The sequence below is a fragment of the Oceanobacillus sp. FSL K6-0118 genome (assembly GCF_038006665.1).
Classification (GTDB): domain Bacteria; phylum Bacillota; class Bacilli; order Bacillales; family Amphibacillaceae; genus Oceanobacillus; species Oceanobacillus caeni.
Genome location: NZ_JBBOVR010000001.1, coordinates 483,566 through 495,998 on the forward strand (window position 1 = coordinate 483,566; position 12,433 = coordinate 495,998).

General features: G+C 36.6%; 10 protein-coding genes. 4 read left to right on the forward strand and 6 right to left on the reverse strand.

Going from position 1 to position 12,433, the window contains the following annotated elements:
- Positions 1-9 precede the first annotated feature (9 nt).
- The gene (locus tag MHI02_RS02490; protein WP_047184517.1) at positions 10-2,439 is read left to right on the forward strand and encodes a glycogen/starch/alpha-glucan phosphorylase; all 2,430 of its coding nucleotides are present in this window, start codon (positions 10-12) and stop codon (positions 2,437-2,439) included.
- Positions 2,440-2,496: 57 nt separating this feature from the next.
- Here the strand turns inward: MHI02_RS02490 and MHI02_RS02495 are convergent, their stop codons facing one another.
- A complete protein-coding gene (locus MHI02_RS02495; protein WP_047184518.1) occupies positions 2,497-3,660 on the reverse strand; it encodes a pyridoxal phosphate-dependent aminotransferase in 1,164 nt (387 codons plus the stop codon).
- Between the two features lie 250 nt (positions 3,661-3,910).
- On the opposite strand from MHI02_RS02495, the gene brnQ reads away from it, so the two are divergent.
- Complete coding sequence (gene brnQ / locus MHI02_RS02500; protein WP_047184519.1) at positions 3,911-5,272, forward strand: branched-chain amino acid transport system II carrier protein; 1,362 nt, start codon at positions 3,911-3,913, stop codon at positions 5,270-5,272.
- A gap of 98 nt (positions 5,273-5,370) precedes the next feature.
- On the opposite strand, the gene MHI02_RS02505 is transcribed toward brnQ, so the two are convergent.
- The 5 genes from MHI02_RS02505 to MHI02_RS02525 all read right to left on the reverse strand — a co-directional run bounded on the left by MHI02_RS02505 (position 5,371) and on the right by MHI02_RS02525 (position 9,567).
- Positions 5,371-6,078 carry an SDR family oxidoreductase gene (locus tag MHI02_RS02505; RefSeq protein ID WP_047184520.1) on the reverse strand — a complete coding sequence of 236 codons (708 nt, stop codon included), beginning with the start codon at positions 6,076-6,078 and terminating at the stop codon, positions 5,371-5,373.
- A 160-nt stretch (positions 6,079-6,238) separates the two neighbouring features.
- Positions 6,239-6,895, reverse strand: coding sequence for a GntR family transcriptional regulator (locus MHI02_RS02510; protein WP_047184521.1), 657 nt, complete (start codon positions 6,893-6,895; stop codon positions 6,239-6,241).
- Positions 6,896-7,140: 245 nt separating this feature from the next.
- A complete protein-coding gene (locus MHI02_RS02515; protein WP_047184522.1) occupies positions 7,141-7,707 on the reverse strand; it encodes a 5' nucleotidase, NT5C type in 567 nt (188 codons plus the stop codon).
- A gap of 14 nt (positions 7,708-7,721) precedes the next feature.
- The gene (ribD, locus tag MHI02_RS02520; RefSeq protein ID WP_047184523.1) at positions 7,722-8,813 is read right to left on the reverse strand and encodes a bifunctional diaminohydroxyphosphoribosylaminopyrimidine deaminase/5-amino-6-(5-phosphoribosylamino)uracil reductase RibD; all 1,092 of its coding nucleotides are present in this window, start codon (positions 8,811-8,813) and stop codon (positions 7,722-7,724) included.
- Entirely contained in the window at positions 8,806-9,567 is a 762-nt protein-coding gene (locus tag MHI02_RS02525; RefSeq protein ID WP_047184524.1) for a GTP cyclohydrolase II, read from the reverse strand. Before MHI02_RS02525 ends, ribD begins: the two co-directional genes overlap by 8 nt.
- A 302-nt stretch (positions 9,568-9,869) precedes the next feature.
- On the opposite strand from MHI02_RS02525, the gene MHI02_RS02530 reads away from it, so the two are divergent.
- The gene (locus MHI02_RS02530; protein ID WP_047184525.1) at positions 9,870-11,066 is read left to right on the forward strand and encodes an ornithine--oxo-acid transaminase; all 1,197 of its coding nucleotides are present in this window, start codon (positions 9,870-9,872) and stop codon (positions 11,064-11,066) included.
- 180 nt (positions 11,067-11,246) lie between these two features.
- Positions 11,247-12,425, forward strand: coding sequence for a trans-sulfuration enzyme family protein (locus MHI02_RS02535; RefSeq protein WP_047184526.1), 1,179 nt, complete (start codon positions 11,247-11,249; stop codon positions 12,423-12,425).
- Positions 12,426-12,433 lie beyond the last annotated feature (8 nt).

Sequence of the window (12,433 nt, forward strand, 5' to 3'; positions counted from 1 at the left end):
GATGGCTTCTTGTCACAATTGACAGCAAATGATTTAAAAGAAAAGCTTAAAAAGAAATTAATCACCGAAAAAGGAGTGGAAGTAAGTACTGCTTCTAATAAGGATATTTATTATGCGCTTGCATCTATTGTGAATGACGAAATTATGCCAAAATGGTATGAAACAATTAAAAGATATCAAGATAAAAATTTGAAGCAAGTGTATTATTTATCAATGGAATTTTTAATTGGAAGATTATTGGAAAGTAATCTTCTTAATAGTGGATTGTTGAATATCGCGAAAGAAGCACTTGAAGACCTAGGCTTTTGTTCTGAACTTGTGTTTGCAGAAGAAAGGGATGCGGGACTTGGTAATGGAGGACTTGGGAGACTCGCTGCTTGTTTTTTAGACTCATTAGCCTCTTTGTATTACCCTGGGCATGGGTTCGGTATTCGTTACCGTTATGGATTATTCGAACAAAGAATTATTCATGGTAACCAAGTAGAGCTACCAGATTATTGGCTAAAAGAACCGTATCCCTGGGAGACGAGGAAGGAAGAAGAGGCATTTGTTATTCAATTTCATGGTAAGGTACATATGTTCAAACGAAATGATGGTTCCTTAGAGTTTAAATATGAGAATACTGATAAAGTACTCGCCGTACCATATGACATACCAGTTTTAGGATATCAAAATGAGGTTGTAAACACGTTAAGACTTTGGAGCGCGGAACCAGTGGCTTATCAGGAAGCTGGGCAAGAAGAAAATAGTGAATTTTACCATGATTTGGATCATCAACATTCCATAGAACAAATCTCAGGTTTTCTTTATCCAGATGACTCCAATTATGAAGGAAAAGAATTGAGATTAAAGCAACAATATTTCCTTGTTTCTTCAAGTATTCAAAATATTATTAGAAGCTTTAAGAAAAATTATCGACTTCCCATCAGTAGACTACCTGAAAAGGTGGTCATTCAAATCAATGATACACATCCCAGTCTTGCGGTTCCAGAGTTAATGCGGATTTTGATGGATGAGGAAAGATTGGATTGGGATACTGCATGGGAAATTACCACTCATGTTCTAGCTTATACCAATCATACGACTTTAAGTGAAGCATTAGAAACCTGGCCAGAAGAAATGATTCAAAACTTATTACCAAGGATTTATATGATTATTGATGAAATAAATGAGCGCTTCTGTAAATCGATATGGTTTGATCATAAGGAATTGCGGGATAAAATTCCTGACCTTGCTGTTATTGCATATGGTAGGGTTCATATGGCTAGGCTTGCTATTGTTGGAAGCTTTAGTGTGAATGGAGTTGCAAGGATCCATACCGAAATTTTAAAGAAGCAGGAAATGAAAGATTTCTATACTTTATTTCCTAATAAATTTAATAATAAAACAAATGGGATAACACACAGGCGTTGGTTATTACAAGTAAATCCAAAGCTTTCTAATGTTATTTCTGAAGCTATCGGAACGCAATGGATTAAACGACCTAAGCAACTGATTAGTTTATTAAAGTATTCCAATGACAAAGCTTTATTAGAGAAGTTTGACCAAGTAAAACATGAGAATAAAAAAATACTAGCTAATTATATACATCAACAAACGGGCATTCTTGTGGATGATCAATCTATTTTTGATGTACAAATTAAACGATTGCATGAATATAAACGCCAATTACTTAATATTTTCCATGTTATTTATTTGTATAATGAATTAAAGGCTAATCCTAATCAGGATGTGACACCGCGTACCTTTATTTTCGGGGCTAAGGCGGCTCCGAGTTATCATTTGGCAAAGGAAATCATTAAGTTAATCAATACGGTAGCCTCTATCGTTAATTATGATAAGGATATTAATGGAAAGCTGAAAGTAATTTTCCTTGAGAATTACAATGTTAGTCTTGCAGAGAAAATAATTCCGGCGGCGGATATTAGTGAACAAATATCCACTGCAAGTAAGGAAGCTTCCGGGACTGGAAATATGAAAATGATGATGAATGGCGCCGTCACTTTAGGTACAATGGATGGTGCTAATATAGAGATATACGATTTAGTAGGGGAAAATAATATTTTTATATTTGGACTAAATGCGGACGAAGTATTAGATTATTATCAAAATGGTGGCTATAATGCCCGCGATATTTATAATACAGATGACCGTGTTAGACTAATTCTAGACCAATTGAATCAAGGTGAGTTTGGAATCCATAATATTGAATTTAAAGATATCTTCTACAATATTCTCTACCATAATGATCCGTATTTTGTATTGAAAGATTTTGAGCCTTATCTTGAAGCGCATGAACTTGCGGAGCGGGCTTATCGAAATAGAACAACATGGATGAATATGAGTGTTACGAATATTGCTTACTCCGGTAAGTTTTCGAGCGACCAGACCATTCGTGAGTACGCAACAGATATTTGGAAAATTAAACAAATGGATTAAAGAAAACGGACGGAATCTAATAATAGGTTCCGCCCGTTTTTTAGCCGATAAAAAATACTAAAATATCTCTAACCTTTCTATTCTCTGAACTGCTTCTATTAAGCGATCTTCATCTACTAGTAAGCCAACTCGAATATATCCCTCTCCATATTCTCCAAAACCTTTACCGGCAGCAACCGCTACATCTGCTTTGTCTAATAAAAGATCAGCAAACTCTTCGCTACTATACTTTTCTGGGACAGGTAGCCAGGCAAAAAAAGAACCTTTAGGTGCCTTCACATTCCAACCAATCCGTTTACATTCTTGTATAAAAGCATTCCGTCTGCCTTCGTAAAGCTTCATTAATTCATCTACACAGTCTTGCTCGCTTGTTAAGGCTTTAGCACCGGCGTACTGCACTGCTGGGAATAAACTTACAAATAAATGGTCCTGGAGTAAGTTAATGGCTTCAATCATTTTTTTATTTCCTACAGCAAAGCCAACTCTCCAACCAGCCATATTATATGTTTTTGATAGAGTATATAATTCTATACCAACTTCTTTTGCACCGTCTGCCTGCAGGAAGCTAACAGGCCTTTCTCCGTCAAAGCCAATTGCTCCATATGCAAAATCATGAACAATTCCGATATTATATTGTTTGGCCAGTTCAACCGTATCCTGGAAAAAAGGAATGTCTGCAGTAGCGCCTGTGGGATTATTCGGATAATTTAAGTAAAGAAGTTTAGCATTTTTCTTTTGTTCTTCCGTTAATACATCATAATCAGGTAAAAAATTGTTTTTTTCTAGCAATGGCATCGTTTCATATTTAACATTCGCTAATGAAACCCCAGATAAGTAGTCAGGATAACCTGGGTCAGGTAAAAGCATTAATTCTCCTTCATTCATTACAGCAAGTGGTAGTTCAACTAATCCAATTTTAGTCCCAAAAAGAACAGCTACTTCTGTATTGGGATCTATTTCAATGTTATATTCCCGTTTATAAAAGTCAGCTGCAGCTTTTTTAAATTCATACGTACCACTAAAGGGAGAGTATTTATGAGACTTTGGGTCGGCAGCTGCATGTTGTAAAGCCTCTACTATATGCGAAGGTGTTGGTTGATCTGGATTTCCTTGCCCAAGATTAATGACATCACGGCCTTCTTCTATAGCTGTATTTACCTTTGTAACTAGAGTAGCAAAAAATTGTGTTGGTAATTGTTTAAGTTTGTTTGATATTTCCATTCTAATACCTCTTGTTTATTGTGAATTAACTAAAATGGTATAACTTTTTTTTACAAATGTCTATAGTATTTAAAGTCTTATTCAACCTAAATTATCAAATTAATCACTCTAGACAAAAAATATTAACTTTTTCTCTGTGATATATTGCATTTTGCTAGAAATGATAGTATGATAGGGTTCATCCGATATATTGCATTTTAAATACTTAATGAAAGTTTGGATTAATAAAACAACTCAGGGGGAACCTTTAATGAAGAAAAAGCTATCAACTTCTAATTATATTGCGATAGGATTTATGCTATTTGCATTATTCTTCGGAGCAGGGAACTTAATCTTCCCAGCACAGCTTGGTCAATACTCAGGGACAAGCTTAACACCAGCTATTATAGGATTCTTAATTACAGGAGTAGGATTACCACTTCTAGGAATCCTTGCTATGGGATTCTCGGGAAGCCGTGATTTGCAGGATTTAGCTAGCAGGGTTAGTCCTGGATACGGTGTTTTCTTTACATCTTTATTGTATTTAACAATTGGAGCGTTTTTCGCAATACCTCGTACTGGTACAGTAGCTTACGACGTAGGGATTAGTACTTTTGTTTCAGAAGGATCTCAACAAATTGCACTATTTATTTTTACATTAATCTTTTTCGTAGTTGTACTGTTATTTTCTCTTTATCCTGCGAAACTTGTCGATAACGTTGGTAAAATATTAGCACCAGCTCTTGTGTTATTATTAGCAATTCTTTTAATTACAGCACTTGTTAATCCGATGGGAACGCAACAAGCACCAGAAGGATCATATGTAAATGCTGCATTTATGACAGGGTTCTTAGAAGGATATAATACAATGGATGCCTTAGCAGCCTTAGTATTCGGAATTATTGTAATTAGTACGGTTAAATCATTTGGTGTGACTTCTAAATCAGAAGTACTAGCGGCTACAGCAAAATCAGGTGGAGTTGCTATCATGCTTTTAGCAGTAGTTTATGTTGGTATTGCTTATCTTGGTTCTATCAGTACTGGAAGAATTGGACTATTTGATACAGGTGGACCTGTTCTAAGTGGATCAGCAGAATATTACTTCGGAACATTAGGATCTATTATGTTAGCTGTTGCTATTATTCTTGCTTGTTTAACTACAGCAATTGGATTAATCATAGCAAACGCTGAATATTTTCATAAATTACTTCCAAAGATTAGTTATAAAATGTTTGTAGTTATCTTTACTGCTTTCTCTTTTATAATAGCAAACTTTGGTTTAGCTAATATCATTGGATTTTCTGTTCCAGTATTGATGTTCCTATATCCATTAGCAGTTGTATTGATGATATTAACGTTCTTGTCACCATTATTTAATCATGCACGTATGGTTTATGTAGCAACAACCATAGTTACCTTTTTGATTAGCATTTTTGATGGGTTAACAGCTCTATGTGATTCCTTAGGTTGGGATAACTTTGGTTGGATGGTACCAATCTTGAAATTCTATGAGCAAGTATTGCCACTTTACGGAATCGGGCTTGGTTGGTTGATACCAGCATTGATTGTTATTGCGATTACAGGTATTATTGCACGTATTCAAAAAGTGTCTAAAACTCAAGAAGTTCACTAAATTTAGGAATAGGTTACTTTAAAATATTAAATTAATAGAGCTAAATATAATGAACATAGAAAAACGCTTCGAGTCTTTTTGCTCGGAGCGTTTTGAGATTAAACTGGTCGGACAGTAATTTCATTTACATTGACATAATTAGGTTGTGTTACTGCATATACAACTGCTCTTGCGATATCTTTGGTTTCCAATTTCTTGCGTTCGGTGTTCCATGAATTATTTTTGCTTGAAGGGGTATCGACCATGCCAGGTGAAATATTTGTTACACGGACACCAGTTTTCGCAAGTTCCTTTTCTAATCCTTTGGAAATGGTCTGAACAGCTGCTTTCGTTGCGCTGTAAACAGTACTTCCCTTTGTTACTTCAAATGCAGAAACAGAGGCGATGTTAATAATATGTCCACTGGAGCGCTCAAGCATTGACGGTAAAACGGAATGAATGCCATAAAGCACGCCTTTAATGTTTGTATCAATCATTTGCTCCCATTCTTCTACCTTTCCTGAACGAACGGGCGCTGTTAACATTTGGGCAGCGTTATTCACGTAAATATCGACATGGTTAAATACTTCTTGTGCTTGTTTTACTAGTCTTTCAATATCCTGTCTATTCGTTACGTCTGTTTGAACAGTAAGCACTTCACCGTTTCCGTGTTCCTTGATGGCATTTCGTAGTTCATCGAGCTCTTCTGTGCGGCGTGCAGCCAGTACAACATTTGCTCCTTCTTTCGCTAACTCCTTCGCAATACCAGCACCAATCCCACTACTAGCTCCTGTAATAATAGCTGTTTTTCCTTGTAATTTCCCCATCCTCATGTCCTCCTATATCTATTTCTTATCAAGAGTGTAACATGCGGGTAGGGGAGAGAAAAACGATTAGCCCTAGCTTTATTAAGAAAGAAGCTAGGGCGATTTTGTATTTTATAGAGGTTGTTCAAAAAGTCCTGCCCTCCTTTTTGAACATGTACGATTAGTTTATATCTGGAAATAGTTCAATGGTACGGAGCCAATTATTCTTCATAACGGTATTTAGTTGATCAACATCTTCATTTTTTATTAAATTTATGATGGCTTCATGATCCTGGATAGAATGCTCCGTTAAGATGATGGAATTATGAAAAAAGAGTCTTCTAACATGTGCTTGTAAAGATTCTATAATATTTTTAATGTATGAATTATTAGCAGCATCCACGATAATATCGTGAAATTGTTCATCAATTTTTAAAGCGGAATAGTAATTTTTTGAATGAATCGCTTCCGCAAAACGTTTATTCGTATTTACAAGTGAAGTAAGTATTTCTTTACTCATGTTTTGGATAGCCAATTCTGCAGATAAAGCTTGTAATGCAGCTAATGGTGGTAGAAGATCTTTAATTGAACTCCTATCTACTTCCGTAACCTGTGTTGCTTTACCCGGGAACATTTCTACAAAACCCAGTGCCTCAAGGAGCTGTAAAGATTCCCGTACCGGAGTTCTGCTAACACCCAAGGCTTGCGCAAGCTCGGTATCATTTATTTTTTCCCCTGGGAGAAGTGTCCCATCGATAATCCATTGTTGGAGTTGGCTAAATGCGCTTTCCTTAGCAGATTTCCTTGCTGGCTTTTCATGATTTATTGGTATTGGCAAAACGATATCCCCCCCAGAATATTTATAGAAGTTGTTCAAAAGGCCCAGTAAAAGTGACACACCCCTGTGTAGGGGCAGTGTTGCAATAGGACGTTGTGACTTTAGCCGACTCGGTCCTTTTTATTCTCCCTTTCGAACACACATTTATATTAAATTTATTATACTACAAGTTATTCCGGAATGTAATATGCAATATATTTCTGTTTGGAAAAGAAAAGCTATACTAGAAATTTAGTATAGCGTGATTAAATACTAATTAGTTTAAAAAAATCAGCCCAATCTACAATTCTCGTAAAATGTTTTTCTTGTTGATTATATGGTTGATCTTTAAGTAATAGTTTCGGTTCTTCGTTGGCAAGTGTTTGTAGTATATTCGGTTTATCGTCAACGTAAAAATCGAGATGTAATTTTTTAATCGTATGGATTTTTTCTTCATCTTTCATTCCGTAGAAAAAGTGATCATCTTTAATAGGAAAGCCTTGATTTATCATCCATTCTTTTGTTCGCTCTCCATGTTCTTTAGGCCTTGCTGTAATATAGAAGATGGAATGACCATCTTGATGTAATTGATTTAAGGTTTCTTTGGCACCGGGGAAAGAAGGGCAGTCCGTATAGTAGATCTCTTCTAATGTATCATTCCACATTTTTGTTCCCTCTTCGTCTGTTAGCCCAAAGGGTTCATGAATTTCCACTCGCTTAATACTTTGAAATACCGATGAATCTAATTTCTGACTTAACTTCTTATTGTAAATATGAAATGCATGTTCACGTAAGTTGATTAATGTGTCATCAATATCAAAACCAAATCGCATATGGATCCCTCTTCTTATTTAAATGATGGATAGCCTATGAATTTAAAGTCGTTACCAATCGTAGTAATACCGGTGTCCGTAAGCTCTATGGCATCCTTCATAAGTTCAATGCCTTTCCCCTCTAAAAATGTTGGGGCATCTTTTCCGCCGACTAGCTTAGGGGCAATATATAAAATTACTTTATCAACTAGTTTCTTCTTTAAGAAAGAGGCGTGGATATTCCCTCCGCCTTCGATTATTAGGGAGGAGATGCCCTTTTTTCCAAGGGTGTTCACCACTTCTATAGGATCAACGGAGTTTTCAGATTTTGTTACGATTACCCTGACACCTAATTCTTCCAATTGCTTTTTCTTTTCTTTATCGTAGTTTTTACTTGTGAAAATCCATGTTGGAGCTTGTTTATCTGTTACTAATTGATAATTAAGTGGTAATCTTAACCGGGAATCCATGACGATTCGTAAAGGATTCCTTCCGTTTGGGATTCTTGAGGTTAAGGCAGGGTCGTCTTTTAATGCTGTATGGATGCCAACTAATATTGCCATATTTTCGCTTCTCAACTGATGTACATCTTCTCTAGACTCTTTAGAGGTTATCCATTTACTGCTAAATGTATGGGTTGCTACCTTACCATCTAATGTTATACCTGCTTTTAAAGTAATAAATGGCTTTTGTTCGGTAATATATTTATTAAAGACTTCGTTCATTTTATTCGATTCTTTTGCCCGAACACCGACTTTAACCTCGATTCCCGCATCCTTTAGTATTTTCACACCATTACCAGCGACGATTGGATTGGGGTCTAACGTCGCAATCACAGCTTTCTTAATTCCTGCCTTTACAATAGCCTCTGCACATGGGCCAGTTCTTCCATGGTGGGAACAAGGCTCCAACGTGACATAAATCGTTGCCCCTTTTGCCTTTTCCCCAGCCATTCGTAGTGCATGAATCTCGGCATGTGGCTCTCCAGCTTTTAGATGAGTCCCAACTCCAACTATACGGTTATCATTGACAATAACCGAACCTACTAATGGATTAGGGTCGGTTTGTCCTTTCATTGCTTTTGCATTGTTTAAAGCTAAATCCATATAGAATTCATCATTAATCATTACTACAAGTCCCTTCCTCATCTCGCAAGTGACCGGATTTCTCAATCTTCGTTTTTAAATATTTTTTGTTATACTCTGATACATCTCCCCATAATGGAACCCTACCTGAAAGTAGAAGCCCTGCATCTTTTAATGCTTCAAGTTTTTTAGGATTGTTGGTAATTAATGTTACTGGCTTATCACGTAACGCCTTTAGAACTTGAATAGCATCATTATAGTTTCTAGAGTCATTCACAAAGCCAAGGCTTTCATTAGCTTCTACCGTATCATAGCCGTTCTCTTGTAATAAATAGGCCATAGCCTTGGAAAATAAACCAATGCCTCTACCTTCATGATTAGCTAAGTAGAATACAGCACCGACTCCATGTTCTTTTATTTTTTTCATCGATTGTTTTAGTTGAAATCCACAATCACAACGTTTACTTCCAAAAATATCACCAGTATGACAAATCGAATGCATACGGATTAACGCATCATCTGCATTTTTGAAGTCTCCATAGACAAGTACACTTGATTGTTGATATTCTGCAAGATTGGATGACGAAAGATTTTCAATGATACGTTCATAATCCTCCGTTACCTCATCATAATTTAACCAACAATACCATTGAAATTCGACTGTTTCATTATATAAGTTAACCGGAAGGCGAATTGGCCCTACTAAGTAAATGGCACGATCTTCTTCCGTTTGGATTAGTTTAATTTTATCTTTTAAAATCGAAAATACTTCAGATTTTAATTTGATATTTCCCATGGTTTCCACTCCTTTTCGTAACTCCTTTTACTTAGTATAGTTAAAAAGGAGAGGTTCATCAATTTTATTTTCTTATAAAAAGGAAGAATGAATGTGTTGATTAAGAAATATGAATGAATAATGAAGCGATTTATTTTTGACGGATAAGAGTAAACTTCTTATCCTGCATAAGTGAACTTGGGCATTCACCGACCTGTTGTAGAGGGTAATTGCTGATATCCCAGTCCTGATTGCCGATATTCCGGTCATGACCACTGATATCTTGAATGCCAAGTTTTCAAGGAAAGGGGGATTGATTTTTGATGAGCCAAAAATCAATCAAAATTATTCAACAAACTGAAAAATATGGTGCGAATAACTATCACCCACTTCCTATTGTAGTTTCCGAAGCGGAAGGTGTTTGGGTAAAGGACCCAGAGGGAAAAAAATACTTGGATATGTTAAGTGCATATTCAGCAGTGAACCAGGGGCATAGGCATCCTAAAATAGTGGGGGCTTTAAAGAGACAGGCAGATAAGGTCACATTAACTTCAAGAGCGTTCCATAATGATCAACTCGGTCCCTGGTATGAGGTTGTTTCTCGGTTAACAAAAAAAGATCTGGTGCTGCCAATGAATACAGGTGTAGAAGCGGTAGAAACAGCAATTAAAGCGGCAAGACGATGGGCATATGAGGTGAAGGGTGTTACAGATGGCAAAGCGGAAATTATTGCTTGTGAAGGTAATTTTCATGGGCGTACGATGACTGCAGTATCTTTATCCTCAGAAGATGAATATAAACGTGGCTTTGGTCCCATGCTACCCGGAATTAAATTAATCCCGTATGGAAATATTGAATCGTTAAAGGAATCAATCACGGAGAATACTGCAGCATTTCTATTAGAACCAATTCAAGGGGAAGCGGGTATTAGAATTCCACCAGATGGTTTCTTGAGAGAAGCTTATGAGATTTGCAAGGAAAGAAATGTACTATTTATTGCAGATGAAATCCAGGCTGGACTTGGAAGAACTGGTAAATGGTTTGCTTGTGATTGGGAAAATGTCCAACCTGATATGTATATATTAGGCAAGGCATTAGGTGGTGGTGTTTTTCCGATTTCTTGTGTCGCAGCAAATAAAGATATTTTGGGAGTATTTAACCCAGGTTCACATGGTTCGACATTTGGGGGAAATCCTTTAGCTTGCGCCGTGTCTATAGCCGCACTTGAAGTGATTAAAGAAGAAAACTTGGTAGATCAATCTTTAAAACTAGGCGATTATTTTAAAGATAAATTGAAACAAATAAAAAATCCTATTATTAGAGAAGTTCGGGGAAAAGGACTTTTTATTGGTATTGAATTAACAGAATCAGCAAGAAAATATTGTGAAGCTTTAAAGGAAGAAGGATTACTATGTAAGGAAACACATGAATTTGTTATCCGCTTAGCTCCACCTCTAATTATAAAAAAGGAAGAGCTTGACCTCGCAATAGATAAAATTAAAAAAGTACTATCCTTGTAAATATTGGAGGGGATTCCCTTCCATATTTTTTACCCCTATTTCATAGTAATGTGGGTAGAAAAATGGGAATAATGGAAAATATCTATGTTCTTTTTAGACTGAAAATGGTATAATCAATTAACAGAATCTTTAAACCTATAACAATTATTTGTGAAAAGGTGAGCGGAAAAGGGGATTAACATGAATACATATGATAAAAATGAAACATTAGTATTACATGCTGATAAAGAATGGAGTGAAAAGGAAGGGACGGCTTCACCGGCCATTTATTATTCTGCAACGTTTATGGCAAAAGATGCAGCGGAGTTTGCGGAAATGGCGAATACTCCTAGACATTCTAAGTATTATACGCGTTATGGTAACCCAGTTCATGACCGTGTGATTGAAATTATGGCGGATTTAGAAGGAACGGAAACGGCGCTTGTTACAGGGTCAGGTATGGGAGCTATTTCAACTACACTCTTAGCATTACTTCAAGCGGGTGACCATGTTGTTGCTCAAACGCGACATTATATGGGTACAGCTAAAATATTGGATGAGATGCTGACGAAATTCGGGATAGAGGTTACCGTTGTAGAACAAACCGATGTTCAGGAATTTGAGAAGGCGATTCGCCCTAATACAAAATTAATTATAATTGAAACACCGGCTAATCCAACGCTAATTGTGACAGATTTAGAGGCGGTAGCTAGTCTGGCTAAGCAACATGATATTTTAGTGATGGCGGATAATACATTTGCTTCTCCATTAAATCAACGACCTCATGATTATGGTGTGGATATCATTGTACATAGTGCAACAAAGTATTTAGGTGGGCATCATGATATTGTCGCAGGTGTCGTTTGTACAAGTAATGAGCTTGCAGAGAAAATTTGGAATGTCCATACAGCAATTGGATCTGTATTATCCCCGATGGATGCTTGGCTGCTTTTGAGAGGCTTACGTACATTCCCGATAAGAATGGAGCGTATTAATGAGAATGCGCTTGCGCTAGCTATGTTTTTAGAGGGACAGGAAATGGTAGAGGAAGTATTTTATCCTGGATTGGAAAGTCACCCACAACATGAACTAGCTAAGTCGCAAATGAATGGCTATGGAGCAGTGATTGCCTTTTCCGTTAAAGGTGGCTATAAAGAAACGCAAAAATTTGTTTCTTCGTTAAATCTTACACAACATGCAGTAAGTTTAGGTGGAGTGGAATCCTTAGTTGTGCATACTGCAGCCATGTGGGAAGGGGCATTAAATGAGGAGCAAATGAAAACAGCAGGTATCCCTGCCAATTTTGTTCGATTCTCTGTTGGTTTGGAACATATTGAAGACTTGAAAAAAGATGTCCTTCAAGCATTACAGGAGGTATAAATAGACAA